The sequence below is a fragment of the Micromonospora fiedleri genome (assembly GCF_016774385.1).
Classification (GTDB): Bacteria; Actinomycetota; Actinomycetes; order Mycobacteriales; family Micromonosporaceae; genus Micromonospora; species Micromonospora gifhornensis.
In genome coordinates, this window is sequence record NZ_JAETXL010000003.1 from 323,604 (window position 1) to 349,640 (window position 26,037).

At 72.0% G+C, this 26,037-nt stretch carries 31 protein-coding genes; 10 read left to right on the forward strand and 21 right to left on the reverse strand.

Annotated elements, in window-relative coordinates; translation table 11 throughout:
- Positions 1-6 precede the first annotated feature (6 nt).
- Positions 7-543 (forward strand): RBBP9/YdeN family alpha/beta hydrolase, encoded by a 537-nt coding sequence (locus JMF97_RS09230; RefSeq protein WP_203221159.1) that lies wholly within the window; start codon positions 7-9, stop codon positions 541-543.
- Positions 544-555: 12 nt separating this feature from the next.
- Here the strand turns inward: JMF97_RS09230 and JMF97_RS09235 are convergent, their stop codons facing one another.
- Positions 556-1,320: a Vgb family protein gene (locus JMF97_RS09235; protein WP_203221160.1), complete on the reverse strand. Its 765-nt coding sequence runs from the start codon at positions 1,318-1,320 to the stop codon at positions 556-558.
- Positions 1,317-1,973 (reverse strand): CatB-related O-acetyltransferase, encoded by a 657-nt coding sequence (locus tag JMF97_RS09240; protein WP_203221161.1) that lies wholly within the window; start codon positions 1,971-1,973, stop codon positions 1,317-1,319. Before JMF97_RS09240 ends, JMF97_RS09235 begins: the two co-directional genes overlap by 4 nt.
- Before the next feature lie 144 nt (positions 1,974-2,117).
- Here JMF97_RS09240 and JMF97_RS09245 point away from each other — a divergent pair, with 144 nt between their 5' ends.
- Positions 2,118-2,648, forward strand: a complete 531-nt coding sequence (locus JMF97_RS09245) for a TetR/AcrR family transcriptional regulator (protein ID WP_203221462.1) — start codon at positions 2,118-2,120, stop codon at positions 2,646-2,648.
- Positions 2,649-2,660: 12 nt separating this feature from the next.
- Here the strand turns inward: JMF97_RS09245 and JMF97_RS09250 are convergent, their stop codons facing one another.
- The 3 genes from JMF97_RS09250 to JMF97_RS31195 all read right to left on the reverse strand — a co-directional run bounded on the left by JMF97_RS09250 (position 2,661) and on the right by JMF97_RS31195 (position 3,962).
- A complete protein-coding gene (locus JMF97_RS09250) occupies positions 2,661-3,044 on the reverse strand; it encodes an MmcQ/YjbR family DNA-binding protein (protein WP_238359041.1) in 384 nt (127 codons plus the stop codon).
- 234 nt (positions 3,045-3,278) lie between these two features.
- Positions 3,279-3,473, reverse strand: a complete 195-nt coding sequence (locus JMF97_RS31190; RefSeq protein WP_238359042.1) for a hypothetical protein — start codon at positions 3,471-3,473, stop codon at positions 3,279-3,281.
- 87 nt (positions 3,474-3,560) lie between these two features.
- Positions 3,561-3,962: a hypothetical protein gene (locus tag JMF97_RS31195; protein ID WP_238359043.1), complete on the reverse strand. Its 402-nt coding sequence runs from the start codon at positions 3,960-3,962 to the stop codon at positions 3,561-3,563.
- Between the two features lie 91 nt (positions 3,963-4,053).
- On the opposite strand from JMF97_RS31195, the gene JMF97_RS09260 reads away from it, so the two are divergent.
- Together JMF97_RS09260 and JMF97_RS09265 are read left to right on the forward strand one after the other, a co-directional pair.
- Entirely contained in the window at positions 4,054-4,335 is a 282-nt protein-coding gene (locus tag JMF97_RS09260; protein WP_203221163.1) for a hypothetical protein, read from the forward strand.
- Positions 4,336-4,357: 22 nt separating this feature from the next.
- Positions 4,358-5,116 carry a hypothetical protein gene (locus JMF97_RS09265; protein WP_203221164.1) on the forward strand — a complete coding sequence of 253 codons (759 nt, stop codon included), beginning with the start codon at positions 4,358-4,360 and terminating at the stop codon, positions 5,114-5,116.
- Here the strand turns inward: JMF97_RS09265 and JMF97_RS09270 are convergent.
- From JMF97_RS09270 to JMF97_RS09305, 8 genes are all read right to left on the reverse strand, one after another.
- Positions 5,113-5,655, reverse strand: coding sequence for a GNAT family N-acetyltransferase (locus JMF97_RS09270; RefSeq protein ID WP_203221165.1), 543 nt, complete (start codon positions 5,653-5,655; stop codon positions 5,113-5,115). The two genes, JMF97_RS09265 and JMF97_RS09270, sit on opposite strands and share 4 nt — an antisense overlap.
- Before the next feature lie 129 nt (positions 5,656-5,784).
- Positions 5,785-6,492: a RibD family protein gene (locus tag JMF97_RS09275; protein WP_203221166.1), complete on the reverse strand. Its 708-nt coding sequence runs from the start codon at positions 6,490-6,492 to the stop codon at positions 5,785-5,787.
- Entirely contained in the window at positions 6,489-7,121 is a 633-nt protein-coding gene (locus JMF97_RS09280; RefSeq protein ID WP_203221167.1) for a GTP cyclohydrolase II, read from the reverse strand. The genes JMF97_RS09275 and JMF97_RS09280 overlap by 4 nt, the downstream gene beginning before the upstream one ends.
- Positions 7,122-7,132: 11 nt before the next feature.
- Positions 7,133-8,095, reverse strand: coding sequence for a lysylphosphatidylglycerol synthase domain-containing protein (locus JMF97_RS09285; protein ID WP_203221168.1), 963 nt, complete (start codon positions 8,093-8,095; stop codon positions 7,133-7,135).
- Positions 8,096-8,157: 62 nt separating this feature from the next.
- Positions 8,158-9,009, reverse strand: a complete 852-nt coding sequence (locus JMF97_RS09290) for a class I SAM-dependent methyltransferase (RefSeq protein ID WP_203221169.1) — start codon at positions 9,007-9,009, stop codon at positions 8,158-8,160.
- Entirely contained in the window at positions 9,006-10,040 is a 1,035-nt protein-coding gene (locus JMF97_RS09295; RefSeq protein ID WP_203221170.1) for a glycosyltransferase family 4 protein, read from the reverse strand. The genes JMF97_RS09290 and JMF97_RS09295 overlap by 4 nt, the downstream gene beginning before the upstream one ends.
- A 1-nt stretch (position 10,041) precedes the next feature.
- On the reverse strand, positions 10,042-10,464 hold the full coding sequence (locus JMF97_RS09300) for a 6-pyruvoyl trahydropterin synthase family protein (RefSeq protein WP_013733787.1): 423 nt from the start codon (positions 10,462-10,464) through the stop codon (positions 10,042-10,044).
- A gap of 4 nt (positions 10,465-10,468) precedes the next feature.
- Positions 10,469-11,449 carry a zinc-dependent alcohol dehydrogenase gene (locus tag JMF97_RS09305; RefSeq protein WP_203221171.1) on the reverse strand — a complete coding sequence of 327 codons (981 nt, stop codon included), beginning with the start codon at positions 11,447-11,449 and terminating at the stop codon, positions 10,469-10,471.
- Positions 11,450-11,543: 94 nt separating this feature from the next.
- On the opposite strand from JMF97_RS09305, the gene JMF97_RS32320 reads away from it, so the two are divergent.
- Both JMF97_RS32320 and JMF97_RS09315 read left to right on the forward strand, forming a co-directional pair.
- The gene (locus JMF97_RS32320; protein ID WP_438803748.1) at positions 11,544-12,347 is read left to right on the forward strand and encodes a CDP-alcohol phosphatidyltransferase family protein; all 804 of its coding nucleotides are present in this window, start codon (positions 11,544-11,546) and stop codon (positions 12,345-12,347) included.
- Positions 12,348-12,362: 15 nt separating this feature from the next.
- Entirely contained in the window at positions 12,363-14,087 is a 1,725-nt protein-coding gene (locus tag JMF97_RS09315; protein WP_203221172.1) for a sulfatase-like hydrolase/transferase, read from the forward strand.
- A gap of 44 nt (positions 14,088-14,131) precedes the next feature.
- Here JMF97_RS09315 and JMF97_RS09320 read toward each other — a convergent pair whose 3' ends face one another.
- The 3 genes from JMF97_RS09320 to JMF97_RS09330 form a co-directional block, all read right to left on the reverse strand.
- Entirely contained in the window at positions 14,132-15,265 is a 1,134-nt protein-coding gene (locus JMF97_RS09320) for a ricin-type beta-trefoil lectin domain protein (RefSeq protein ID WP_203221173.1), read from the reverse strand.
- Positions 15,266-15,596: 331 nt separating this feature from the next.
- Complete coding sequence (locus tag JMF97_RS09325; protein ID WP_203221174.1) at positions 15,597-16,640, reverse strand: TRM11 family SAM-dependent methyltransferase; 1,044 nt, start codon at positions 16,638-16,640, stop codon at positions 15,597-15,599.
- 117 nt (positions 16,641-16,757) lie between these two features.
- A complete protein-coding gene (locus JMF97_RS09330; protein WP_203221175.1) occupies positions 16,758-17,948 on the reverse strand; it encodes a snapalysin family zinc-dependent metalloprotease in 1,191 nt (396 codons plus the stop codon).
- A gap of 232 nt (positions 17,949-18,180) precedes the next feature.
- Between JMF97_RS09330 and JMF97_RS09335 the strand changes: the two genes are divergently transcribed.
- The 3 genes from JMF97_RS09335 to JMF97_RS09345 all read left to right on the forward strand — a co-directional run bounded on the left by JMF97_RS09335 (position 18,181) and on the right by JMF97_RS09345 (position 21,049).
- Positions 18,181-18,819 (forward strand): AMIN-like domain-containing (lipo)protein, encoded by a 639-nt coding sequence (locus tag JMF97_RS09335; protein ID WP_203221176.1) that lies wholly within the window; start codon positions 18,181-18,183, stop codon positions 18,817-18,819.
- A 95-nt stretch (positions 18,820-18,914) separates the two neighbouring features.
- The gene (locus JMF97_RS09340; RefSeq protein WP_203221177.1) at positions 18,915-19,595 is read left to right on the forward strand and encodes a response regulator; all 681 of its coding nucleotides are present in this window, start codon (positions 18,915-18,917) and stop codon (positions 19,593-19,595) included.
- Positions 19,596-19,609: 14 nt separating this feature from the next.
- Complete coding sequence (locus JMF97_RS09345) at positions 19,610-21,049, forward strand: ATP-binding protein (protein ID WP_203221178.1); 1,440 nt, start codon at positions 19,610-19,612, stop codon at positions 21,047-21,049.
- Here JMF97_RS09345 and JMF97_RS31200 read toward each other — a convergent pair.
- Positions 21,030-21,323, reverse strand: coding sequence for a hypothetical protein (locus tag JMF97_RS31200; RefSeq protein WP_238359044.1), 294 nt, complete (start codon positions 21,321-21,323; stop codon positions 21,030-21,032). The two genes, JMF97_RS09345 and JMF97_RS31200, sit on opposite strands and share 20 nt — an antisense overlap.
- Here JMF97_RS31200 and JMF97_RS09350 point away from each other — a divergent pair.
- Positions 21,295-21,969, forward strand: coding sequence for a Gmad2 immunoglobulin-like domain-containing protein (locus JMF97_RS09350; RefSeq protein WP_307816837.1), 675 nt, complete (start codon positions 21,295-21,297; stop codon positions 21,967-21,969). The genes JMF97_RS31200 and JMF97_RS09350 overlap by 29 nt on opposite strands.
- 31 nt (positions 21,970-22,000) lie before the next feature.
- On the opposite strand, the gene JMF97_RS09355 is transcribed toward JMF97_RS09350, so the two are convergent.
- From JMF97_RS09355 to JMF97_RS09370, 4 genes are all read right to left on the reverse strand, one after another.
- Complete coding sequence (locus JMF97_RS09355; protein ID WP_203221180.1) at positions 22,001-22,969, reverse strand: ion transporter; 969 nt, start codon at positions 22,967-22,969, stop codon at positions 22,001-22,003.
- Between the two features lie 177 nt (positions 22,970-23,146).
- Positions 23,147-24,673, reverse strand: coding sequence for an FtsX-like permease family protein (locus tag JMF97_RS09360; protein ID WP_203221181.1), 1,527 nt, complete (start codon positions 24,671-24,673; stop codon positions 23,147-23,149).
- Positions 24,670-25,425: an ABC transporter ATP-binding protein gene (locus tag JMF97_RS09365; RefSeq protein WP_203221182.1), complete on the reverse strand. Its 756-nt coding sequence runs from the start codon at positions 25,423-25,425 to the stop codon at positions 24,670-24,672. Before JMF97_RS09365 ends, JMF97_RS09360 begins: the two co-directional genes overlap by 4 nt.
- Positions 25,422-25,964, reverse strand: coding sequence for a PadR family transcriptional regulator (locus JMF97_RS09370; RefSeq protein ID WP_203221183.1), 543 nt, complete (start codon positions 25,962-25,964; stop codon positions 25,422-25,424). Before JMF97_RS09370 ends, JMF97_RS09365 begins: the two co-directional genes overlap by 4 nt.
- Positions 25,965-26,037 lie beyond the last annotated feature (73 nt).

Genomic DNA, 26,037 nt, shown 5'->3' on the forward strand with positions numbered 1-26,037 from the left:
GGCACGGTGGGACGCAACGCGATCATCTTCCACGGGACCGGCGGTAGCCCGGACAACTGCTGGTATCCCTGGCTGGCCGGGCGGCTCGCCGCCCGGGGATACGCCGTCGAGGTGCCGCACCACCCGGGCATCAACGTCGAGCCGATCACCATGTTCCTGCCGAAGGTGCTGGGCAGCCACACCTTCGACGAGGACACCGTCCTGGTCGGTCACTCCGGCGGGGCGGCCCTGCTGCTCGCGCTCCTGCAACACCTGGAGGTGACCGTCGCCCAGGCGATCCTGGTCGCCGGCTACTGCACCCCACCCAACACGGAGGAGGAGCCGGTCCTGCAGCCGAGCTACGACTGGGCCGCCATCCGCGAACACGTGCGGGACATCTACTTCGTCAACTCCCGCACCGATCCGTACGGCTGCGACGACCGGCAGGGACGGGCCATGTTCGAGCGGCTCGGCGGCACCCAGATCGTGCGCGACGACGGGCACTTCGGCGACTACGACCAGCCATACGAGCGGTTCGAGCTGCTCGACCGACTCATCCCCTGAGAATTCGCGCCGTCATCGCCCGGGGATGGTGATGCGGGCCAGGGCGCCGACCTCCAGTGCCGTCCACAGGGCGCCGTCGGTGCCGAGGGTGATGCCGTGCGGCTCCGAGCGTGGGGTGGGCAGGTCGTGGAGGGTGATCGTGCCGTCGGTGGTGATGGAGCCGACCCGGTTGCCGGCCCACTCGGTGAACCACAGGTCACCGTTGCCGTCGCCGGTGATGGCGTGCGGTCGGCCGGCGCGGTCCGGCAGCGGGAACTCGGTGATCGTGCCGTCGGGGGTGATCCGCCCGATCTGGCCGGCGGCGATCTCGACGAACCAGACCGCGCCGTCGGGGCCGGTGGTAATCCCCACCGGGGCGGCGGCTTCCGTGGGCAGCGGATAGGTGGTGATGGTGGTGCTGGCCGTGTCGATCCGGCCGATCGCGTTGGCCTGGTTCATCGTGAACCACATGCCGCCGTCGGTGCCTGCGGTGATCGCCGACGGATAGGCACCGGTCACCGGGAGCGGGACATCGGTGCTCTCACCACCGGTGGTGATCCGGCCGATGTGGTGGGCCCGGGACTCGGTGAACCACAGCGCACCGTCGGGGCCGGTGGTGATGATCGTGGGCTGCCCGGCCGGGTCGAGGTGGTAGGTGGCGGGTTCCTCGCCCGGGACCATGCGTCCGATCTGGCCGGCATGGGCGAGGGTGAACCACAGGGCGCCGTCGGGGCCGGTGGTGATGCCGTACGGGCCGGCAGCGGGGTCGGCCAGCGGGTACTCCTGGATGAGGGTCACGGCGTCTGCTCCAGTCCGTTCTCGACGGCGATGGCTTCGATCTCGGTCGGGGTGCCGGTCATCAGGGTGCGGCAGTGCCGGCTGATCAGGTCGATCGGCCAGTCCCACCAGGCGGCCCGGCGCAGCCGGTGAACGTCCTCGTCGCTGAAGCGTTGCCGGATCGGTCGGGCCGGGTTACCGCCGACGATCGTGTACGGCGGAACGTCGGTGGTGACCACCGCGCCGGCCGCGATGATCGCCCCGTCGCCGATGCGTACGCCCGGCATGACCGTGGACCGGTGGCCGAACCACACGTCGTTGCCGACGACGGTGTCGCCGCGACTCGGCATGGCGGTCACGACGTCGAGGGTCCGCTCGGCCCATTCGCCACCGAAGAGGGTGAACGGGAAGGTGGACGGGCCCATGACCGGGTGATCGCCGCCGGCCATCAGAAACCGGGTTCCGGCGGCTATCGCGCAGAACCTGCCGATGATCAGCCGCTCCGGCCCGTAACCGTAGAGCACGTTGTGGCGCTCGAAGCCGGTCGGGTCGTCGGGATCGTCGTAGTACGTGTAGTCCCCGACGGTGATCGTGGGAGTGGTGATCAGCGGCTTGAGGAACACCACACGTGGATGCAGCGGTACCGGATGCACGGCCGTGGGGTCAGGTGTCATGGAGATCCCCGCTCACTAAAGCTACATGTGTTGCGTTAGCATCCTGGCATGGCGTCGCCAGGACCGACAAGCGAACTTCCCGACGACTCCGCGACCGGCCGCGTGCACCGCCCCGGCGGGCGCAGCGCCGCGGTCCGCCGCCGGGTGCTCGACGCCGCGCTCGCCCAGCTGGTGCAGCACGGCTACGACTCGCTGAGCATCGACGTGGTGGCCGAGCGTTCCGGCGTACACCGCACCACGGTGTACCGGCGCTGGCGGGATGTGGGTGGCCTGCTGGCCGACGTCCTGCACGAGGCGAGCGTCGACGCGTGGCGCCCGCCCGACACCGGTTCGCTCGAAGGTGACCTGACCGCGGTCAACCAGGAGGTCCAGGCCGCCCTGACCGGCGACCCGGTGACCGTCGCGCTGATCGCCGCCTCGTTCCGATCCACGCAGGCCGCCACCGCCTTACGGGCCTTCTGGACCGACCGGTACGACCGCTGCACCGACATCGCGCGGCGCGCCGTCGACCGCGGTGAGATCCCGGCAGGCACGGATGCCCGCCGGCTGCTCATCGCCGCGACCGCCCCGCTGTATCACGAGCTGGTACTCCTGCGGTCCGCGGCCGACCCACGCCTTCCCGAACAGGTGGCCCGCAGCGTGGCCATCGCCGCCAGTGCCGGCGCCTTCAGTTGACCTGCGGGGTGTTCAGGACACTCGGGAGTCGAGCCGGGCGATCCGGCGGGCTCCGGCCGTACGCCGGTAGCTGGCGTCGAGCAGCTCCCGGACCTCGTCCCAGTCGGTGTCGTCGGTCAGGTCCACCCCCACCCAGCCGGAGGCGCCCAGGTAGGCCGGCACGAAGCACCGCTCCTCCGTCAGCAGCGCCGCACGCTCCTCGGGGTCGACAAGCACCATCACCGACTGGTCGTGCCGACGATAGACCCCGTCGACCTTCACCGAACCTCCGTAGTAGGCGAAGACCTTTGTGGTGAAGAATGCGGGACGCCCGTGGGACACCTTCTCGGCCGCGTCGGGAAAGGCCAGGGCGAGTGTCCGCACCCGGCCCAGGATCGGATCTGCCTCGTCGAACATGATGGGATGCGGCATATCAGAAGGTAACCACATCCTGGCTGCCCCGCGACGCCCCGCTCCATCCGGCGCGCGAGGGCGTGTCCTGCCGAACCCGACGGTGGGAGGGCCGACTCCCGTCCATCGAGTCACGAGGCACCGCGTACGATAGGTTGCACGGTCCAGGAGGGGGCGACGGCTGCTGGCACCGAGCCGACGGCGAGGACCCATTCGTCGCCGAGCGTGCCGACGACCAGGTCACCGGGTGTCGAACCGCAGCACCAGACCAGCACAGCTCAGGTCGCCGTCCGGGCCGATGATCACGGCGCCGTCGACAAGTCTGGCCCCGACGAACCCGGACAGGATGCCCGGACGCAGCGCCGGGCCGACCCTCGTCTCCCCGTGCTCGCCCATGTCGTAGGAGCGGTACGGGTCCTCCGTCGCCAGCCTCAACTGGTCACCGCTGCCGTGCAGGCCGACGGGCAGGGCGGATTCGAAGCACAGCCAGGCGTGCAGCAGGCTCGTGGCGTCGGGCTCGCATCATCCGCCGTACCAGTGCCGGGCTTCCGTCACCGCTTCGAGCCGTCGGCCCGCCATGTCCTCCAGCCAGGATGCGACCATCCGAGGGTCGCCGAATCCCACGTACGGTGTCGGGTGTTCGATGCCCAGGGCCTGCCACACGGCGCGGGCGGTGGCCTCGTGGACGTCTCCCGTAAGTGTGTCGACCTCGGTGGTGAGCACGTCGGTCACCGTGACCTTCGCCGCTGCCGGGAGGCTGCGCAGCGCCCACCGAGCGCCCAGGTCGGCTTCCCGTCGGTGTGCTGCCGTGACGGCGGCGGTCACCTTCACCTCGGGCCCACGTGATGGCTCGACCTCGACGGTGACCACAGCGAATCGGGAGGTGCGGCTCGTCTGCCGCAGCAGCCGGTAGGTGGTCGTCATGCCCCGATGCTGCCCGACCCCGTGCCACGGCCACCAACTGTTGTCCCGCCGCGCCTCGTCGGCAGATGCGGGCCCCTTCTACGGTGAGCGCATGAGGTGGTATCTCCTGCTCGCCGGCATCGGGCTCGCCGTCGGCATCACGGTCCTGATCTACAGGCGTGGCCGTCGCCGGCCGCAGACCGTCGAGGAGAAGGCGGCAGCAGCACGGTCCGCCATGCGTGCCATCCGCCGTGATTCACCGCGCCCTGGTCGCTACGTCGTCGGGCGGGCGCGAGGAGTGCCCGACCGGCACTCCGGCGCCATCGCGGAGAACGCCGTCTACGGCGACGCGGCGCAGTTCGGCTCAGGCGGTGGCGGAGGGGCAGCGGACTGACAAGCGACGGGAGCTGCTGATCATGAATGGGGGCGCACCCGGTGCACCGGCCGCACGAACGGGGCGGTGGTGGCCTGCGCTGCGGCTCGCTCTGGTTCTCCTCTGGCTGCTCGCGGCGGTGACGACCTGGTGGACGGCGCCCCGGCAGCAGGGCTACGACCAGGCGAGGACGGACGCCGCTGCCGGCCGTGTCACCGCGTTCCAGTGGGGCGACCGATGGGACGTCAGCAGCCCACCGCGATGGTTCGACACTCCCGCCTTGCGTAGCTCCGGCACCCTCGGTCCGCTGTTCGCGTGGCGAACCCCCGACGGCCGGGTGCACTGGACCGACACCGACAGGTTCGACGAGGTGACCATCACCGACACCGTCGACGACGGCAACTACTCCGGACCTGGCGCCGTCGGTATCGCGCAGGATCTGCGAGCCTCCGGCCTCGAACGCCGGGCCGGCGCACTCCACCTACCGACATCCGTCGTCATCTGGGCGGGTTTCGTCCTCGCTGCCATCTCTTTCGGCGTCGTCGTCGCCGGACCGGCTCCGGTCCGGGGCACCCGGTGGTTCTGGTTCTGGCTGATCTCCATCACACCGTACGGCCTCGGGCTGCTGTACTGGTTGGCCCGCGAGCACCCGTGGTCGACCTCGGCCGCGCACGTGGGCCGGCGAGACCGCGGCATCCTTGGTCTCGGTCTGGGCATTCTCGCGTCGATCCTGATCAGCCTTGTCCTGCTGGCCCTCCACGCAGCCCTCGGCGACCGGTGGGTGCCACAGCCCGGCACCTAGCCCCGCGCGTTGGCGTCCCATTCGGTGGCGAGTAGCCCGAGAACGACCTGGTCAGCGAAGTCCCCATGCACCCATGCCGCGCGGCGCAGGGTGCCTTCACGCACGAACCCGGACCGGGTGGCTGCTCGGATCATCGTGGCGTTGTCGGCCAGCGTCTCGACCTGCAACCGATGCAGGCCGCGGATCACGAAGCCGTAGTGACACAACACCCGGAGGACGTCGGTGCCCAGCCCACGGCCGCGGAAGGCCGGTCGCAGCGAGATTCCGATGTGCGCGCTTCTGTTGTGCAGGTCGATGCCCCACAACAGCGCCTCGCCCGCCAGTTCGTCATCGGCGAGCTGCACCACCGAGAAGCATGCGGCATCGTCGGTGGGGTCGGAAACCGCGTACGGCGACGTGGTGGAGCCGGGGGCGATCGGACGCCACGGACGGGAGTCGGCCTTCGACCGGGTCACGACGTCGTCGTAGAGCTCAGAGTGCAGAACAGGAACGTCGGTCTCGTGTCGGGCCCGCAACCCGATCTTGTCGCCACGTAGCATGCCGCGGTCCTACCCGACGAGACGGCCATGATCAACCGAGTTGTTCGGGTCACCGGGAACGGTTCATCAACCCGTCTGCGCTGTCAGCTCGACAGGCCGCAGACCGTCGGCACGAGGGGACCCGGACGCTCAGGTCAGCTCGCAGCGTTCCGACAGGGCGTAGCGGGTCAGCACCACGTCGCCGATCTGGCGGGCCTCGACCACCTGGGCGCGGCGGGCGGAATGCCACGGGAAGCGGCCGTCGCCGACGAAGCGGGGTGCCCGGCGGTCGCCCACGAAGAAGGGGGCCACCACCAGGTGCAGTTCGTCGGCGAGCCCGGCGGTGAGGAACTGGCCGTGGACCAGGGCGCCCCCTTCCACGAGCAGTCGGCGTACGCCCCGGTCGGCCAGGTCGGCCAGGGCCCGGGCCAGGTCGATCGGGTCACCGGCGTCGACCACTGTGGCCCGCTCCCCCACCCGGTGCCGGGTCTTCTCACACGCGGCGCTGGCACAGTAGACGATCCGCTCGGTGTCACCGACGGTGAAGAACCGGGCCGCCGGGTCCAGGTCCCCGCAGCCGGTCACGGTCACCCGGATCGGGGACTCCGGCAGGCCACGGGCGATCCGGTCGGCGCGGCGGCGGTCGCAGCGCACCAGCAGGCGGGGGTCGTCGCGGCGGACGGTGCCGGCGCCCACCAGGATGGCGTCGCAGCTCGCGCGGACCTCGTCGACCCGGTCCAGGTCGGCGTCGTTGGACAGCATCAGCCGTTCGTCGGTGGCGTCGTCGATGTAGCCGTCGATCGAGGTGGCGCAGCTGAGCAGCACGTACGGCCGGCGGGCCGTGGCCTGGCCGGTCACCGGACGGCGGGGAGGTCGGCGGCACGGGCGGCGCGGCTGGCCTTCGCCGCGAGGTAGTCGGCGTTGGCCGGGGAGAGGAACACGCCGGTGGGCACCTGCTCGGTCACGCTGACGCCGAGGCGGCTCAACTGGTCGGTCTTCTCCGGGTTGTTGGTCAGCACCGCGATCGGCCCGACGCCCAGCGCGGCGAGCATCTGCGCGGCGACGGTGTAGTCCCGCTCGTCCTCGTCGTGGCCGAGGGCGACGTTGGCCTCGTAGGTGTCCAGCCCGGCGTCCTGCAGGGCGTACGCGTCGAGCTTGGCGTACAGGCCGATGCCGCGACCCTCCTGCCGCAGGTAGAGCAGGTATCCGCCGGCCTCGGCGATGCGCTGCACGGCCTCGCGCAACTGGGGACCGCAGTCGCAGCGCTGGCTGCCGAACACGTCGCCGGTCAGGCACTCGCTGTGCGGACGGACCAGCGGCACCGCCCCGGCGGCGGTGTGGTCACCGAGGGCGAAGGCGAGGTGTTCGCGACCGTCGACCAGCCCGTCGAAGGTGTGCAGCCGGGCGGTGGTCTGGTATCCGTCGGAGAAGCGCAGCGGCACGGTGACCTGCGTCCGGATGGTGGCGGCAGGCAGTGATTCGGACATGGCTCTCCTCGTCAGACGGTGGCGGGTACACGGACACGACGGGCCAGCAGCACGGCGGCTCCGGGCAGGCTCGCGACGAGCACCAGGGCGCCGTACACCGTTGCGGTGGCCACCCCCTCGGCGGCGGTCAGGCCGGCGGCGGCGAACGCCCACGCGGCCACCCCCTCGCGGGGGCCGAACCCGGCGACGTTGGCCGGCACCCCCATCGCGAGCAGGGCCAGCAGGGTCAACGGCAGCAGCAGGGTCAGCGGGGCGGTGGAACCGGCCGTACGGGCGGCCACCAGGAACGTGGCGAGGTGCCCGGCGACCGCGAGCGCGGAGGCGACCAGCACCCCCGCCCAGGTACGCCGGCCCAGCAGCCCGGCACGGACGTCGGACACGGCGGTGACCATCGCGCGGGTGAACCGGGAGGCCCCCGAGTCCGGCAGCAGGCGGGCGGCCAGCACCACGGCGACCAGCGCGGTCACCACAACCGCGGTGGCCATCGGCAGGTACGGCCGCACCGGCGACGGGAAGGCGAACAGCAGCACCACGGCGACGGCGAGCAGCACGACCTGGCCGGCGACGCGCTCCCACACCACGGCCCGGATGCTCCGGCCGACGTCACCGGTGTCACGGCCGTGCCGCACCGCCCGGTGCACGTCGCCGAGGATCCCGCCGGGCAGAGTGGCGTTGAGGAACACGGCCCGGTAGCAGTGGGCCACGGCTTCGCGCAGCGGCAGCCGTACGCCGAGTCCGCCGGCGACCAGGCTCCACCGCCAGGCGACACAGACGGTGGTGAGCGCGCCGAAGGCGAGCGCGGCAGCCAGCGCGGGCGCGTCGATCAGGCGCAGCCCGGCCAGGAACGGCCCGGTGCCCAGCCAGCACAGCAGCCCCACCAGCACGGCGAACCCGAGCGCCAGGCGCAGCCAGGCCCAGAAGGACCGGCCGGTCGGGGCCGCCGTGGACCCGACGCCACCAGCTTCGTCCGCCACGCAAGCCTCCCGGCATGGTGATCTTTCTTTGACTGTACGCACGCAACTAGCGGGCCGCCGGTTCAACGGGGTACGGCCAGCAGGTCGGTGTGATCGACCATTACCCCGAGTCGGCCCGCGTTAGCCTCGTTGCGTCGACGTCGGGCGTACTCGCGGGTGAGATCGACAAGTTCCGGACGTTGCTCGCAGGCCGCGTCGAGCCAGCCGGTGAACCACTGCCCGGTGAGGGCGGCCTGCTCCGGTCCGAGTCGCCACGGGCTGGGTCGGGTCCGTACGGTCATCCCGTGCCGGGTGAACGCCGCCGCGCAGGCGTCGACGGCGTCGGGGCCGAGCAGTCGACGGACCCCCACGGTGCGACGCTGGTGGGCGTTGAACGCGTCGGCGATCTCGGCGTCGAGCGGGTCGGCCGGGGTCAGCCGCACGGTGCCGGTGACCGAGATCAGGAACAGCGCCGGGCAGCCGGCCCCCGCGCAGGCCGCGACCAGCCGCTCGATCTCGGCGGCGGTCAGCATGTCGAGCAGCGCCGAGGCGGTGACCAGCGCCGCGCCGGCCAGGTCGGTGGCGTCGAGCCGGGTCAGGTCACCACTGCGGGTCTGCACCGTCACCGGCGTACCGTCGGCGGCGACGGTGGGCATGCCGGCGCGGGCGCGGGCCAGCAGGTCCGGGTCCTGGTCGTGGAGGACCCAGTGCTGCGGGCCGGGCAGCAGCGGGGCCAGCCAGCGGCCCAGCGAACCGGTGCCGGCCCCCAGATCGTGCACCACGTACGGCGTGCCGCCGGTCAGCGTGCCGCGCACCGTGTCGACCAGGTCCGTGGCGCGGGCGGCCACGTCGGCCGGCTCCCGCAGCGCGAGCCACTGCGCGAAATCCGGTGGCAGCTCGATGGGCGCATCCTGAACTGCCTGCTGTTCGGTCATGACGCCATCGCCTCTTCCAGGGCCGTGGTGATCCGGGTGGTGGTGCTCGTCCAGTCCTCGAGGGTGGTCCGTCGCCGGGCGGCGATGCGGCGCAGCCGCGCCCGTAGGGTCGCGTCGTCCAGCCAGCGGCGCAGCGCGTCGGCCAGCGCCGCCGGCTGCTCGGGCGGCACCAGCACGCCGGGGCGTTCCCCGGCGACGTGGCCGAGGGCGTCGGGCAGGCCACCGACCGCCGTGGCGAGCACCGGGATGCCGCGCGCCAACGCCTCGGTGACCACCATCCCGTACGTCTCCCCGCGTGACGGGTGCACCAGCAGGTCGGCACCGGCGTATGCGGCGGCCAGCCGGTCACCGGACAGCGGACCGGCCAGCCGCATCCGGTCGTCGAGCCGGTGGGTGGTGATCCGCGTGCGGAGCCGGTCGACGAAATCCGGTTCGCGGTGCAGCGGGCCGACGCAGGTCAGGGTCCAGTTCCGGTCGGTCACCGCCGCCAGCGCCTCGACCAGCAGGTCGTGGCCCTTGTGGGCGGCGACCGCGGCGACGCAGAGCAGCGCCGCACCGGCCGGTGATCCGGTGACCGGCAGCGCCGGGTCCACCCCGGGGGCGGCGACGTGCACCAGCGACGGCGCCAGCGCGTACCGGTGCAGCAGCCGGTCGCGGGTCCAGGTGCTGGTGGCGACGATGACGGTGGCGCTGGCCAGGGCCCGCGCCTCGGTGTCGTCGTCGCGGGGCAGGTGCACCAGCGGGACCAGCCGCAGCCGCCGGGCCTGCGCGGCCAGGGCGTCCGGCACCACCGAGGCGACCAGCCCGTCGACCAGGACGAGTGCGCCGTCGGGCAGGGCGGTGAGCAGCGCGGCGAGCCGGGCCTGCTCCGCCGGGGACGGGGTCGGCCAGTCTCCCGGTACGGGATGTTCGCGGACCGACCAGCCGGCGGCGGCGAGCCCGGCGCAGACCCGCCGGTCGTAGCCGTTGCCGCCGCTGGGTGTGGCCGGGTCGTCGATGTCGCCGGGCAGGACGACGTGCACGGTCGGCACGTCAGGCGCCGGTGCCGCTCGCCCCCGGCAGTGACCGTTCGTAGCTGGCCCAGGCGACGTGTGACTCGTGCAGGGTGACGGTGATGCCGGTCAGCCCGTGGGCGCCGGCACCCAGGTCACCGGCGTGCACCCGGTCGGCGAGCCGGTCGGCGATGGTCCGGGCCAGCACCTCGGTGGTGGTGTTGGTGCCGGCGAAGGCGGGCTCGTCGTCCAGGTTGCGGTAGTTCAGTTCGCCGAGCACGGCCTTGAGCTGGTCGGTGGCCAGCCCGATGTCGACCACGATGCCGTCGGCGTCGAGATCCGGGCGGCGGAACGTGGCGTCGACCACGAACGTCGCGCCGTGCAGCCGCTGCGCCGGGCCGAAGACGTCGCCCCGGAAACTGTGGGCGATCATGATGTGGTCACGGACGGTCACACTGAACACGGAGTCACTCCCCGTCGTAGGTGATGAGGTGGCACAGCGCGGGCAGGCTGCCGGCGCTGAGTCGGGCAAGGACGTCGGGCAGTTCCGCGAACGCCGACCGCCCGGTGATCAACGCGTCGAAGACCGGGTCGGCCAGCAGGTCGAGGGCGAGCGCCATCCGGTCGGCGTACCCGCGGCTGCTGCGGCGCGCGGGGGCGACCATGCCGACCTGGCTGCTGCGGATGGTCAGCCGTCCGGAGTGGAAGGCCGCGCCGAGGGAGAGTTGCACCTGGCGGTCGCCGTACCAGCTCAGTTCGAGCACGGTGCCTTCGGGGGCGAGCAGGTCCAGGCCGCGTTGCAGGCCGGCGGCGCTGGCGCTGGCGTGCACCACCAGGTCGCGGCCCCCGGTGGCGGCCTGCGGGGTGGCGAAGTCGACGCCGAGGGCGGCGGCCACCTCGGCCCGGGTCGGGTCGGTGTCGACCAGTTCCACCGCCACGCCGGGGAAGCGGGCCAGCAGCGCCGCGACGGCGCAGCCGACCATGCCGGCGCCCACCACGCTGACCCGGTCGCCGAGCAGCGGTGGCGCGTCCCACAGCGCGTTGACCGCGGTCTCCACCGTGCCGGCCAGCACCGCGCGCGAGGCCGGCACCTGCTCCGGTACGACGGTCACCGCGTCGACCGGCACCACGTACGCGCTCTGGTGCGGGTACAGGCAGAACACCGTACGTCCGCGCAGGTGGGCCGGGCCCTGTTCGACCTCGCCGACGTTGAGGTAGCCGTACTTGACCGGGGCCGGGAAGTCGCCTTCCTGGAACGGGGCGCGCATTGTGGCGTACTGGCTGTCCGGCACCTTGCCGGCGAACACCAGGGTCTCGGTGCCTCGGCTGACTCCGGAAAACAGGGTGCGTACCTGCAACTCGTCGGGGCCCGGTTCGGGTAGCGTCACCGGTCGGATCTCTCCCGCACCGGGTGCGCGCAGCCAGAAGGCGCGGGCGGGTCGCGTCACCGGTTCTTCTCCTCACCTGCGTCCGGACCGAACCGATCCGTCATGTTTTCCGTACTTCCTGACAGGGGTCGTCGATCATAAACACGGAGGCACGGTGTCCACAGTTCGAACCGGTCCGCAAATCGGGATGCTCGTCCAGGTCGTTCTGCTGGGCGGGCTCGCCGCGACCGTCGGCCTCGGCGTCGCCGGCTGGCTCGCGGGCCTGACGTACGGTGCCGTGACCTGCCTGGCACTCATCCGGGCGCTGCGGCGCGCCGGCTCGCCCCGACTGGGCCCGGCCGACTGGGTCACCATGGGTCGGGGGCTGCTGGTGGGGGCGGTGACGGCGCTGATCGCCGACGCGCTGATCGCCGGCCGACCCGCGCCGACGGCGGTGCTGGTGGTGCTGACCGGGGTCGCGCTGGCGTTGGACGCGGTGGACGGCAAGGTGGCCCGGCGGACCGGAACGGTCAGCGGGCTCGGTGCCCGCTTCGACATGGAGGTCGACTCGATCCTGGTGCTGATGCTGAGCTTCTACGTGGCGCCGTCGGTCGGGGTCTGGGTGCTCGCCATCGGCCTGATGCGGTACGCCTTCCTCGCCGCGAGCTGGGTGCTGCCCTGGATGGACGCGCAACTCCCGCCCCGGTACTGGCGGAAGGTGGTCGCCGCGGTCCAGGGGATCGCGCTCGCCGTCGCCGCCTCCCAGCTGCTGCCCGCCCCGGTGACCCTGCTGGTGCTGCTGGCAGCGCTCGGGCTGCTGGTCGAGTCGTTCGGCCGGGACGTGGCCTGGCTGTGGCGGCGCCGTGCGCCGCGTACCGTCTCCCCGATCGTCGTCGCGACGGTGCCGCTGCGCGGTCGCCCGCTCGACCGGGTCGAGGAACGCGACCTGCCCCCCGCGCCTGTCCTGTCGCTGCGCTGACCCGGGAGAAACCAGTTGTCGACCTCCGATGCGGCGCGCGCCACGAACACCGCCGAGCGCCTTCCCACGACCGATTCCCCGGACACCGCGGCGCTGACCGAGGCCTCCGACGCCCCTGCCAGGTCCGGCCGCCGCCGGATGCTGGCCCGGGTGGTCACCGTACTGGCCGTCGTGCTGGTCCTGGCCGCCTTCACGCTGCCCAACCAGCCGTGGCGGATGCAGGCCGGCGCGTTCCTGCGGATCCCGCTGGAGGCGCTGCTGCTCGCCGCCGTGCTGCTCGCGTTGCCCGGCCGACCCCGCCGGGTGGTCGCCGCCGTCGCCGGAGTGCTGCTCGGCCTGGTGGTGCTGGTGAAGATCGGCGACCTCGGGTTCTACTCCTCGTTGGGGCGGCCATTCGACCTGGTGCTGGACTGGTCCCTGCTGGACGAGGCGTTCACCTTCGTGGCCGAGTCGATCGGCCGGCCGGGTGCCATCGCCATCGCCGTCGGCGTCGTGCTGGTGCTGCTGGCCGTGCCGGTGCTGACCGCGCTGTCCACGGTACGGCTGTCCGGGTTGCTGACGCGGCACCGTACCGCCAGCACCCGGGTCGTCGCGTCGCTGGTGCTGGTCTGGGCGCTGCTGGCCGCCTTCCAGGCCCGGATCGTGACCGGGGTGCTGGTCGCCGACAGCAACGCCAGCACCATCGTCCACGAGCACGTGTCGGAGGTCCGCGAACGGATCAACGACCGGGCGGCGTTCCGTACCGAGGTGAGCGCGGACCCGTTCCGAGAGGTGCCGGCAGAGCAGTTGCTGACCGGGCTGCGCGGCAAGGACGTGCTGATCGCCTTCGTGGAGAGCTACGGCCGCGACGCGGTCTCCGACCCGGAGTTCGCCTCCGTGCAGCGGCTGCTCGACGACGGCGCCGGACGGTTGCAGGCGGCCGGCTTCTCCTCGCGCAGCGGCTTCCTCACCTCGCCGACCATCGGCGGCGGCAGTTGGCTGGCCCACGCCACCCTGCTGTCCGGGCTGTGGATCGACAACAACCAGCGGCACAAGAGCCTGCTGGCCAGCGACCGGTTCACCCTGGGCGACGCCTTCCGCAGCGCCGGCTGGCGTACCGTCGGGGTGATGCCGGCGGTCAACCAGGCCTGGCCGGAGGGGAAGTTCTACGGCTACGAGCAGTTCTACAGTGGCCCTGACCTCGGCTACCGGGGTCCCCGGTTCGCCTTCTCCCCGATGCCCGACCAGTACGCCATCAACGTGTTCCACTCCCGGGAGAGGGTCGGGCCGCGGGACCGGCCGGTGATGGCCGAGTTGGCGCTGGTGTCCAGCCACTCCCCCTGGACCAGGGTGCCCTCGCTCGTCGACTGGGACGACATCGACGACGGCGAGGTGTTCCGCAAGGGCATCATCGGTACGCCGACGGCGCAGGCCCGCACCGGTTACCGGCACGCGGTCAGCTACACCCTGCGTACCCTCATCTCCTACCTGGAGACCCACGGCGACGACGACACGGTGCTGGTGATTCTCGGTGACCACCAGCCCGCGCCGGTGGTCACCGGGGACAATGCCAGCCCGGACGTGCCGATCCACCTGATCGCGAAGGACCCCGCCGTGCTGGAGCGGATCGCCGACTGGGGCTGGCAGGACGGCCTCACCCCGGACGCCACCGCCCCGGTCTGGTCGATGGATTCCTTCCGCGACCGTTTCCTCACCACCTTCGGCTCCGCCCCGGCCCGGCCGCAGGCCCAGTCCCGCTGAACCTGCGGCCGGGCCCGGTCAGGGCATGGGGCCGGTGGGGTGGACTACCGCCGGCTCCACTGCTGGTTGGCCTGGCCATTGCAGGTCCAGAGGACGAGCCGGGTGCCGTTGGCGGTGCCCCCGCCGTTGGCATCCAGGCAGAGGCCGGACTGCACGCCGGTGATGGTGCCGTTGGCGTTGACGTTCCACTGCTGGTTCGTCGCACCGTGGCAGTCGTAGATGGTGACCCGGGTGCCCGGCGAGGTGCCGTAGCCCTCGGCGTCGAGGCACTTGTTGCCGTAGACGGTCAACGCCCGGCCGGAGGTGTAGCTCCACTGTTGGTTGGTGCCGCCGTGACAGTCCCACAGCTGCAACTGGGTGCTGTTGGCGGTGCTGTAGCCCGGCACGTCGACGCACCGGCCGGACTGGTTGCCGACGATCGCACCGGCGGTGGGAACCGGGGTGGGGGTGGGAGTGCCGCCGCTGCCGGGGGTGCCGATGCTGCCGGGCACCGACTGCAGGGCGTTGTACCAGACCGCGGCCATCTTGTCGTAGCCGTTGGCGGTCGGGTGGACGCCGTCGATCAGGTCGCCGGTGGTCAGCGCGGCGTGCATGTTCACCAGGTGCACCCGCTTGCCCGCGTTCACCTTGCTCTGCACGATGCCCGGGATGGCGGCGTTGAAGGTGCGTACCGCCGCCGCCTGGTTGGTGTTCGAGAGCGTGATGATCTGCGCGACGAACACCTCCGCGTTGGGGGCGGTGTTGGTGATGCGGTCGATCAGGGTGGAGAGCCGGTTCGGTGCGCTGCTGACGTTGTAGTTCTGCAGGATGTCGTTGGTGCCGATGTGCAGCAGCACGGTCTGCGGTCGCTGGGTGTTCAGCCAGTTGACGATGTTGGCGTCGATCTGGTCGATGCGCCAGCCCGGGTGCCCCTGATGGTCCCGGTCACCGAGGCTGGTCGGCCCGTTGAACTGCGACCCGACGAAGTCCACCGTGTACCTGCCGTTGACCAGGCGCTGCCACAGCCCGATCCGGTAGCCGCCCGGGATCTGCGTACCCTCGGTAATCGAGTCACCGAGCGGCATCACCCGTACCCCACCGTTGGACTCCGCACTGGCGGTGCCCGCCGCTGTCACCACCGCACTCACCGCAAGACCGACCGCGGCCACCACCGCAAGCCATCGCACCCTCATCCTCATCCCCACTCCTGCCACTAGTCCCCAGCGCACACCAGAACTGTGAGCGCTAACACTCACAACAGTCGATATTCCCACCCTCAACGACCCCCGTCAACATCCACTCCCCTCCCCCACCCTCACCCTCGCCCAGCCCCACCCCGCCGCGCCTCACCCCGCCGATCTTGCACTTTGTGTCGCGGCATAAGCCACAAAAGCCTCATCACGGCGACCGAAAGTGCAAGATCGACGGGCAGGGGGTGGGCCGGCACGGTGGGACAGGGCGGGGCAGGCAGGCTGCGGGGTCGGGGTGAGGCAGGAAGGGCAGGAAGGGAAGGGCGGGGAGGGTGGGGGGCTAGGGGGTGGGTTTTTGGGCTACGAGGATGTCGCGGACGATGGCCTGGTCGACGCGGTGGGAGAGGGTGCGCCAGGGGCCGTCGTCCAGGACGGTGAGGCCGGCGGCGGTCAGGTGTTCGGCAGCGGCCTCCCGGCGGGCCACGTTGGTGTTCCAGGAGATGCCGAGAGCGCCGCCGGGGCGCAGCAGTCGCGCCCAGCCCGGCACGGCCGCAGCGAGCAGGGCGAGGGGATCGCGGGCCAGCCTGTCGGCGGTACGGCTGCCGTGCTGCACGCCGTACGGCGCGTCGGCGACCACCAGGTCGACGCTCTCCGGGCGGAAGAACTCGCCGATCCGGGTGGTGTCGGCGTTGACCACGTCCACGGTCTGCACGTCGCCGGCCTTGTGCGCCTCCTTCGAGGCGGCCATCTCCAGCCGCAGCCGACGGCCGACCACCTTGCGTTCCCGGCGTACCGGCCCGGACTCCAGCACCCGGTGCTTGACCCGCTTGCGCTTGAGCCAGGTGGTGAGGAACGTCTGGTACGCCTCGAAGTCCTTGCTGTCGCGGTCCAGGCCGGCGGCGTCGAAGCCGTACATCATGGCCTGGTTCACCGTGGTCCCCCGGCCGCACAGCGGATCGAGCACCCGGAACCGCCGGGTGAGCAGCTCGTCGGCCCAGGTCGAGGCGAGCAGGGTGACGTTGAGCAGCAGCTTGGTGAACTGTTCGTTGGTCTTGCCCGGGTACTTCTGGATGGTGACCAGGTCGTCGTCGTAGCGGTCCAGCCGGGCCAGCGGCACCGGGCGCAGCAGGTCGTCGACGAACTCGAAGATCGCGTACGCGCTGGACAGGTTGCTCAGCAGCGCCACGTCCCGCTCGCCCAGCCCGCCCTCGACACCGAACGTGACGTACGGGACGCCACCCACGGTGGTCGTCTCCACCGCCCCGAGTCGCCCGCCGAGCACCGCCCCGCCGAAGATCTCCAGCTCCGCCCGCGTCAGCTCGACCGCCGCCCCCGAGTACACCCGGTTACTCGACGGCAGAATCAGCACCCCATACCGTTTCACGACCAGCCACTATTCCACGGCGGCACCCGCCCTCCCCCGCCGGCCCGCACAAGCGGCGTGGTGCCCGCGAACCCCTGTCCGGGCTCGCGGGCACCACGTGATCGAGCGGTGTCACCCTCAGGCGGGCAGGCCGCCGACCTGGGTGTTGATCCAGGAGCGGATCGAGGGGAGGTCACCGTAGATGGACGGGGCGGTGGCGCAGGTGGAGTTGTTGTTGCCGGCGCGGCTGGTCGCACCGATCACGTTCCACACGCCGTTGATCCGCCGCACCTGCGGGCCACCGGAGTCGCCGTAGCAGGCGCCGGCGTTGCCGTTGGTGTTGTTGGTGCAGATCTCGTACGGGCCGTTGATGCCCAGGCACCGGCTGTCGGCCACGATCGAGGTGTCCAGCTCGTGCGCGACGGTCGGCGCGGAGCCGCAGCCACGGGGCGCGCAGGTCTGGCCCCAGCCGATGATCCGGGTGGCGGTGCCGACCGCACCCGAGGTGGTCGGGATCGGGGCCGGCGCGTAGCTGACCGAGCTGGAGAGCTGGAACAGCTTGACGTCGATGCTCGGGTGGTTGACCGCCCGGCTCACACCGACGACGGTGCCGCCGCTGCTGCGGTTGATGCTGCCCACCCGTACCGAGGAGGGGGTCGGGCAGTGCTTGGCGGTGACCACCCAGTTGGCCTTGATCAGGGTGCCGGTGCAGCCGGAGGTGTAGACCAGCCAGGGGTAGTTCTCGGTGGCCGGGCGCCCGTTGACCACCTGGATGCCGATACCGCCGGTCTCGTCCCCGGTCCAGGTGTAGGTCTCGGCGACCTCGGCGGTGCTGCGGCTGCCGGCGAAGAGCTGGTTGACCCGGCTGGCCTCGGCGGCGCTGGGGTTGGCGTTGGTGCAGGAGACCGGCGCGCTGCTGCCGGACATCAGGTCGGAGCAGAGACCGGTACGCCGGTCGGGCAGCCCGAGAATGTGACCGAACTCGTGGGTGGCGATCCGGGTGCGGTGGTAGCCCTGGTTGACTGCCTGCCAGCCCATCCAGATCCGGCCGGAGCCGAGCCCGGTGACCTGCGCCCGGGGCCAGCCGGTGTCGACCAGGATGGTGACGTTGGCGGGGGTGCCGGGCACCAGCCGGACGTTGCTGACCTTGCTGTTCCAGATCTGGGCGGCCTGGTCGAAGTTGGTCCGGAACTCGCCGGCCCGGCTCGCGTCGTAGTAGACGGTTCGGGCGGCGGAGGCGCTGGCGGCGGTGGCCACCTGGAGCCCCGTCGCGGCCAGCACCGCTGCCAGCGCGACGGTGGCCGCGCGTAGCAGTCTTTGTCGGATCATCTCGTACTCCCCTGCGGATACCTGCGGCGCATCGACGCGCCACGATCGATGTCCGTGGATATTAGTAGACATCAGTCAATAGGTGTCATCACGGAAGTGTCATACCGCCCGCACCGGCTGTTGCCCGGCCGTTACGTCTCAGTGAAGGCGCGGTGGCGAAGCGTGTCGACGGTGGACTCCACGAGCATCGCCGGCCCGCGCGGGCAGGCCGGCAGCGGAGAGGAGACCCACGATGCGACTCAGCAGAACTCTCGCCGCCCTGACGGTGGCGTGCGCCGTCCTCCTGACCACCGCCGGCACGACCGCCACCGCCGGCACGACCGCCACCGCCGGCACGACCGCCACCACCGGCAAGACGGCCACCGCGGGCACGAGAGGCGCAGCGACCGCGACCGGGGAGCCGTACTGCGGAATCACCTGGGGCAGCGGGGACAAGGTGGCCGGCGCGCTGAGCGACGCCCCGTTGACCGAGGTACGCACCGGCCGGCACGACTGCTTCGACCGGGTGGTGTTCGAGTTCGACGGGACGGTCACCGGCTACTCGATCGGCTACGGCGAGACGTACACCGAGGGTGAAGGGCTGGCCCTGTCGCCGTACACCGCGGGTGGCGCGCTGCTGCGGGTGTCGCTGCGGGCGCCCGCGTACGACGACGAGCACCTCGCCACCGTGCCGTACCGGGTCGGTGACCATGTCGCGAACGTGCTGCGCTACCAGACGCTGCGCGACGTGGTCTTCGGCGGCAGCTTCGAGGGGTACAGCGCCTTCGCCGTCGGCGTACGGGCCCGGCTGCCGTTCCGGGTCCTCGTGCTTGCCGGGCCCGGCACCCACAGCCGGATCGTCCTCGACGTGGCGCACCAGTGGCAGCAGTGACCGGCGACGAGGGCGGGTGTCCGGCGTTCGGGCACCCGCCCCCGACCGTCACGGCGAGCGACGACCGGGGTGCGCGGGACTACCCTGGGTACGTCATGGACGGCCGCGTGCTGGTGGTCGAGGACGACGCCTCCATCAGGGAGGTCACCGCCCTCGGGCTGCGCCGCGCCGGGTTCCGGGTGGACACCGCCGCCGACGGTCGACAGGGTCTGGCCGCCTGGCGCGCCGGGTCGATCGATCTGATCGTGTTGGACGTGCTGCTGCCGGGCCTGGACGGCCTCCAGGTGTGCCGGGAGATCCGGCGCAGCAGCGCGGTGCCGATCCTCATGCTCACCGCCCGCACCGACACCATCGACGTGGTGGTCGGGCTGGAGTGCGGCGCCGACGACTACCTGCGTAAACCCTTCGACCTGCCCGAACTGGTGGCCCGGGTACGGTCGCTGCTGCGCCGCGCCGTCGGGACACCCGAGCCGGGCCCGCTGCGGATCGGTCGCCTGGAGATCGACCCTGGCGCCTTCGTGGCCCGCCGGGACGGTCACGAGCTGCCGCTGACCGCCACCGAGTTCCGGCTGCTGCTGGAGCTGGCCCGCCGCCCGGGGCAGGTCTTCACCCGCGAGCTGCTGCTGGAACGGGTCTGGGAGCAGGGCTACCTCGGCGACAGCCGGCTGGTCGACGTGGCGGTGCAGCGGCTGCGCGCCAAGGTCGAGGACGATCCGGCCAGTCCACGCCTGATCCGCACCGTACGCGGTGCCGGCTACAAGCTGACCGCGAGCTGAGCGGGGGAACGGCGATGGCCACGGACCCGGTACGCCCCGGCCGGCTACGTCGCCGCCTGACCGTCGCGTTCGTGCTGGTCGCCGGGGTCTCCGCCGGGGTGCTCGCCGGCGGGTCGTACCTGCTGCTGCGGCAGGCCAGCTACGACGCCTCACTGCACGCCGCCGCCGCGGACGCCCGGTACCGGCTGGTGCTGGCCGGGCAGTTCCTGCCGTTGACCGAGCAGCGCCGCACGGAGCTGCTCACCAGCTTCGAGGGCAGCGGCCGGCACGTGGTGCTGGTCGCCGGGGACGTGTGGCCCTCGCATCCGCAGCACGCGCCGGCACTGGGCGCACCGCTCCGGGCCACCGTCGCGGCCGGACAACTCGGCTACCAGCGCAGCGACGGGCCGCCCCGGCTGCTCGTGGTGGGCGGGCGGATTCCCGGCTCCACCGCCGAGCTGTACGTGATCACCGGCGAGGACGACGTCGCCGCCGACCTCGATCGGCTGCGCAACGCCCTGGCGGCCGGCTGGGTCCTGGTGACGGTGCTCGCCGCCGCGGTCGGACACACCCTCGCCCGGCGCACCCTGGAACCGGTCGGGCGGGCGAGCCGGGCCGCCCGGGCGATCACCGAAGGGCTGCTGGCCACCCGGCTGCCGGTGCGGGGCCGGGACGAGTTCAGCGCCTGGGCCGCCTCGTTCAACGAGATGGCGGAGGCGTTGCAGGCGAAGATCGTCGCGCTGCGTCGGGCGCAGGATCTCCAGCGGCGGTTCACCGCCGATGTAGCGCACGAGCTGCGTACCCCCGTCACCGCTCTGGTGGCCGCGGCCTCGCTGCTGCGCGAGCACCTCGACCAGCTGCCCGGCGACGCCCGACGCGCAGGTGAGCTGCTGGTCGACGACGTGGTCCGGCTGCGACGGCTGGTCGAGGACCTGATGGAAATCTCCCGGCTGGACGCCGGGCAGGAGGCCGTCGTGGTCGCCGACGTGGACGCACCGGCCCTGTTGCGCGCGATCGTGGCGACCCGAGGCTGGCAGGGTCGGGTCGAGGTCGACGACGAGCCGGTCCGGTTGCGCACCGATCCGCGTCGTCTGGAACGGGTGCTGGGCAACCTGATCGCCAACGCGGTGCAGCACGGGGAAGGTGAGCTCCGGGTCCGGGTCGCGCGGGCCGATGACCGGGTGGTCTTCGACGTCGACGACCAGGGGCCCGGCATCCCGGCCGCACACCTGCCGCGCCTGTTCGACCGCTTCCACAAGGTCGACCCGGCCCGCTCTGGCGGTGGCAGCGGGCTCGGCCTGGCCATCGCCCAGGAGAACGCCCAACTGCTCGGCGGCCGGCTCACCGTGCACAGTGCCGTGGGCAGCGGCACCCGGTTCCGCCTCGACCTGCCCGACCGTCTCGACCTGCCCGACCGCCTGGACGCCGATCGGTACGACGCTGGCTCGTCGGACGTCACCGGTGGTGCCGGGTGAGCCGGCAGCCGGTCAGCACCACGGCGCGGCGGCGGTCGGCCGGAGTTGCTGCCGTGGTACTGGTCCTCGCCGTGGGATGCGCGCCGTCGCGGTCCGGATCGCTCGGCCCGGCACCCAGCGTTCCCGCGCCCACCACCGGCGTACCCACCACTGCGGCTGCGCCCGGCCGGCCCGCCACCGTCGCGTCGTCGGCCGCCACGCCGGCGGCCGGCAGCTCCGCTCCCCCGCCGCCGAGCACCGGGCCCGTGGCCGGCAGCCGGCCTGCGAACCTCACCCTGGAGCTGTGGTACGTCCGCGACGGTCGTCTCGCCCCGACCCGTCGCGCCCGCCCCACCACCGTCGCCACCTCGCGGCTGGCACTGACCGAACTGGTCGCCGGACCGAACCCGACGGAGGCCAGCACCGGTCTGGTCACCCTGCTGCCCGCCGCCGAGGTGAGCCGGATCGAGGCCGGGGTGGCCACGGTACGCCTGCCCGGGGCCCCCGATCCGGGCACCGCACGACTGCGCGAGGCGCAGGTGGTCTACACGCTCACCCAGTTCCCCACCGTCCGGCAGGTCGCCTTCGGCGCCGCCGCACCGGCCGGGCGCGTCGACTACGCCGACCTGCTGCCCGCGATCGTGGTCACCCACCCGGTCATCGGAGACCGGGTGACCAGCCCGGTCACCGTCAGCGGCAGCGCCGACGTGTTCGAGGCGACCGTCAGCGTCCGGGTACGCGACGCCACCGGCCGACAGCTGGCCACCGCGTTCACCACCGCCACCTGCGGCACCGGCTGCCGGGGCGGCTACCGGGTCACCGTCGGCTACCGGCTGGACCGTGAGCAGCCCGGCACCATCGAGGCGTACGAGGTGTCGGCCGTCGACGGCAGCCCGATCAAGCTGATCTCCGTACCGGTGACGTTGGCCGCCACCCGGTAACGCCGAGCGGCCCTGCACCCGGCGGCGGTGGTCAGCGGCGCTTGCGGCGGCCTCTCGTGCGGGACCGCTGGCTTACCTGCGGCTTGGACAGCACCAGCGTGCCCGCCTCGGCGGTCACCCGGCCGGCGGTCGGCGGACCGATGAGCTCCTGCTCCGGCAGCCGCCGTTCGAGGTCGGTGATGATGGCCTGCACCCGGGCCAACTGCTCGCGGACCGACGGCTCGTCCTCGGCGTGCCCGCCAATCGGGCGATCGCTGCGCTGGGCGGCGACCTGCTCGTCCTGGTGCGCCTCCTGCAACGCGGTCAGCACCAGACCCACCAGCAGATTGGTGAGCAGGTAGCAGGCGGCCACCATGTAGGAGACGTAGTACAGCACCGCCCAGCCGGTGACCTCCCGGCCGGCCTGGAGCGTGTCGGTGATGCCGTCCAGCGACAGCAGCAGGAACAGGGTGAGCATGGCCTGCCCCACGCTGCCGTACTCCTGCGGATAGGCGGCCCCGAACAGCATCCAGCCCAGCATCGCGTACCCGTACAGCAGCAGCGCGGTGACCAGCAGGAAGCTGCCCAACCCCGGCAGGCTGCGCCGGATGCCGACCAGGATCACCCGCAGGCTCGGGAAGAGCCGGAACGCGCGGACGATGCGGGCCAGCCGCAGCAACCGCAGCAGGGTCACGTTCTCCCGGACACCGGGCAGCAGCGGAGCGACCACGATCACCAGGTCGAAGACGTTCCACCGGTCACGGAAGAACCCGAAGGGGGCCAGCGCGTGGGCACCGAAGCGCACCAGCAGTTCCAGCACGAACAGGGTGAGACAGACGTACTCGACCGTCCGCAGCGCGGTGCCCACGATGGCCACGACCCCGCCGTACGTCTCCAGGCCCAACGCCATCGCGTTGACGATGACCACGGCGAAGCTGGCCAGATTGAACCAGGAGGCGCCGACAAGAGCCTGGCACCTGGCGGCGAGCCGGCGCAACGGACTACGGACAGTGCGTGCCATCTTACTCCTCGACCGGCTCACGACCGGACGGCAGCCTATGACACCCGTGGACCGCATCCGCACCCGGATCGGCCACAAAGGACAGTTTCCTGGTCACCCCGCTGAAGCCCGGACCTGTCCCCCACCGGCTCGACCGCCCGGCCCGGCAGCGGCTCGATCGTCCGGCCGGGCGACGGCTCAGCTGGCCCGCAGTTCGGCGGGATCGGTGGTGGAGCGGTGCATCAGCACGCTCGCCCCGATCACCAGGAGCACGGCCAGCAGCGAGATCGACATCACCGCGACGACGTCGACCCAGGGCACCGAGGCCTGGAGGGTGTGGGTGACCTGGCGGTACTCCAGGTGACGCTCGGCGTCCGGTCCGGCGCACTCGGCCGGGGTGCCGACGCAGACCGTCCGGCCCCACCCCGCGGTGGCGGTCGTGGTGAAGGCCCGCATTCCGGCCAGTCCGACCAGGCCCGCGATGGCGATACCGGGTACCGCCGGCAGCAGCACCCGCCAACACAGGGCACGGGCCAGCACCGCCCTCGGGGTGCCGCCGGCCACCAGGGCGGCGATGGCCCGGCGGCGGGCCACCCCGGCCTCGACCAGGGCGATCAGCAGGGTGAGTGCGGCCACCCCGATGAGACTGACCAGCACCGCGTCGACCAGGGTGCGGACCTCCGACCGGAAGGCCGCGGTGCCGCCGAGATCCAGGGGCGGGGTGTCGTAGCCCAGCGCCGGGTCCAGCATCGCGGCAGTCCGCACCGCCACCTCGGTGTCCAGCCAGGAGTGCAGCATCATCGCGGCGGCACCGAAGGCGGTGACGACCAGGATGACGGTGAAGCTGCGGCTGCCGGCGTGCGGATCGGCGAGGATCTGCCGGGCCGCGATCAACGCGCTGGGTCGCCGGGTCACCCGCAGCAGCAGCCGGGCGCTACGGTAGCCGATCCAGGCCACCGTGAACATCAGACCGAGCAGCATCACGACAGTGCAGCCGAGCAGGGCGATGACGAACAGGTCGTCCCGGTTGGCACCGAACCCGCCCTGCCGGACGTACTCGCTGCGCATCACCGCACCTGTCGACACCAGGCCGCCCAGGCCGAGCCCCAGCAGCAGGCTCGGCCAGGCCCGTACCGGCTGTTGCCGGCTCTGCCGCAGCACCCCGAAGGGAGTGATGGCCACCCGACGCAGCAGGACGACGGTGAGCAGCGTGGTCAGCAACGGCACCCCGACCGCGATGGCGACGATCGCCGTGACCGACGGCAGCACGTCCGTCGGCAGTGGCCGTACCCCGGCGGGGTCCGGGCGGTCGAGCAGCACCCGCCCGACGAGGTAGCCGACCACGCCGACCACCGCGCCGATCATCGCCGCCAGCCCGGTCTCCACGGCGGCGACCCAGGTGATCTGCCTCGGGGTGGCGCCGGCCATCCGCAGGGCCGCCAGTCGGCGGTTGCGGGCGGGCGCCCCGAGTCGGGCGCACTGGGCGACCAGGAACAGGATCGGGATGCTGCACAGCAGCATCGCCACCGCGACATTGAGCAGGAGATTCGGCTCGGTGAGCATCCGGTTGTGGTACCGACCGACGGCCGGCTCGATGCTGAGCACGGTGGCGCAGCAGAGCAGCACCAGCACCGCGACCGCCGCTCCGGCGGCGGTGACCGGCACCCGGGCCCGGTCGCTGCGGGTGCCGACGAAGGCCAGGCGGAACAGGCCTGCCGGTCTCACCGCGCCTCCCCGCGGATCACGACCCGCCGGTCACCGTCACCCCGACCGCCGCTGCTGTCGCCCCAGCCGTAGCTGTTGTTCCGGCCGTCGTTGTCCACGCGGCCGTCGCGCATGGTGATCTCCCGATCCGCGTACGCGGCCACCTGCGCGTTGTGGGTCACCACCAGTACCGTCGTGCCGTGCTCACGGGCCAGCCGGACCAGCTCCACCATCACCTGCTCACCGGCGAGACTGTCCAGCGCCCCGGTCGGTTCGTCGGCGAAGAGCACCTGCGGCTCGGTGACCAGGGCGCGGGCCAACGCCACCCGCTGCTGCTGACCGCCGGACATCTCGCCGGGCCGCTTACCGGCCAGGTCGCCGACGCCCAGCCGGTCGAGCAGCGCCTGGGCCCGTACCGCGGCGTCGCGGTAGCTGTGGCCGCCGAGTTGCAGCGGCAGGGTCACGTTCTCGATCCCGGTCAGTTCCGGCACGACCTGACCGAACTGGAAGAGCACCCCGAAGACCGTACGGCGTAACCGAGAGCGCTCCGCTTCGCCGGCGGTGCCGATCTCCCGCCCCTGGAACCGCACGCTGCCCCGCTGCGGAGCCAGGATGCCGGACAGGCAGTGCAGCAACGTCGACTTGCCACAGCCGCTCGGGCCGGTGACCGCCACGATCTCGCCCTGGTCGATGCTCACCGACACGTCGCGCAGGGCCGCGGTCGGCCCGTACCACTTCTCGATGTGCTCGGCGTGCAGGATCGGCGTGCTCATGACCGTACCTCCGCGCGAAGCTGACCGATCCGGTCCAACGTGGTCGCCATCCAGCGCAGGTCGGCATCGAGGTGATTGAGCAGGTAGTCGGCGGCGGCCAGTTCCGTCACCGAGGCGCCGCCACCGGTCTTGACGGCGGTCAACTCCCGCATCCGGGCCAGGTGGGCGGCACGTTGCGCGGCCAGGTACGACCGGGCGGTCGCCTCGTCCGGCGTGGCGAGCAACGCGACGATGACCTTGACGAACAACTCGCCCGACACATGCACCGCAGGCGGTACGACCCGGCTCAGCCACCCGTCGAGCGCGGTCCTACCCTCCGGTGTGAGCCGGTAGGCCACCCGGTCCGGCCCGCCGACGCGCTGGTGGGCCGCCTCCACGATGTGCCCGTCGCGCAGCATCCGAGCCAACGTCGTGTACAGCTGCCCGAAAGCCAACGGCCGAACCCCGAGCAGCCTGCGGTCATGCTCACGCTTGAGCTCATAACCATGGCTGACCCCCTGAGCGGCAAGAACACCAAGCAGCACATGTGCGGTCGACATGGCCCCACTATTCCCTGTGAGAATAGTGCCGGTCAACCCCGCTCCCGCCGACAGCTGACGACGCTGGTTGCCG

Coding starts and splice junctions, on each gene's coding strand:
- JMF97_RS09240 (WP_203221161.1), bottom strand. CDS start 1,973: ATGACACCTGACCCCACGGCCGTGCATCCGGTACCGCTGCATCCACGT.
- JMF97_RS09250 (WP_238359041.1), bottom strand. CDS start 3,044: ATGTTCGACGAGGCAGATCCGATCCTGGGCCGGGTGCGGACACTCGCC.
- JMF97_RS31195 (WP_238359043.1), bottom strand. CDS start 3,962: ATGACGACCACCTACCGGCTGCTGCGGCAGACGAGCCGCACCTCCCGA.
- JMF97_RS09260 (WP_203221163.1), top strand. CDS start 4,054: ATGAGGTGGTATCTCCTGCTCGCCGGCATCGGGCTCGCCGTCGGCATC.
- JMF97_RS09265 (WP_203221164.1), top strand. CDS start 4,358: ATGAATGGGGGCGCACCCGGTGCACCGGCCGCACGAACGGGGCGGTGG.
- JMF97_RS09270 (WP_203221165.1), bottom strand. CDS start 5,655: ATGCTACGTGGCGACAAGATCGGGTTGCGGGCCCGACACGAGACCGAC.
- JMF97_RS09280 (WP_203221167.1), bottom strand. CDS start 7,121: ATGTCCGAATCACTGCCTGCCGCCACCATCCGGACGCAGGTCACCGTG.
- JMF97_RS09290 (WP_203221169.1), bottom strand. CDS start 9,009: ATGACCGAACAGCAGGCAGTTCAGGATGCGCCCATCGAGCTGCCACCG.
- JMF97_RS09320 (WP_203221173.1), bottom strand. CDS start 15,265: ATGAGGATGAGGGTGCGATGGCTTGCGGTGGTGGCCGCGGTCGGTCTT.
- JMF97_RS09330 (WP_203221175.1), bottom strand. CDS start 17,948: ATGATCCGACAAAGACTGCTACGCGCGGCCACCGTCGCGCTGGCAGCG.
- JMF97_RS09335 (WP_203221176.1), top strand. CDS start 18,181: ATGCGACTCAGCAGAACTCTCGCCGCCCTGACGGTGGCGTGCGCCGTC.
- JMF97_RS09340 (WP_203221177.1), top strand. CDS start 18,915: ATGGACGGCCGCGTGCTGGTGGTCGAGGACGACGCCTCCATCAGGGAG.
- JMF97_RS09345 (WP_203221178.1), top strand. CDS start 19,610: ATGGCCACGGACCCGGTACGCCCCGGCCGGCTACGTCGCCGCCTGACC.
- JMF97_RS09355 (WP_203221180.1), bottom strand. CDS start 22,969: ATGGCACGCACTGTCCGTAGTCCGTTGCGCCGGCTCGCCGCCAGGTGC.
- JMF97_RS09365 (WP_203221182.1), bottom strand. CDS start 25,425: ATGAGCACGCCGATCCTGCACGCCGAGCACATCGAGAAGTGGTACGGG.
- JMF97_RS09370 (WP_203221183.1), bottom strand. CDS start 25,964: ATGTCGACCGCACATGTGCTGCTTGGTGTTCTTGCCGCTCAGGGGGTC.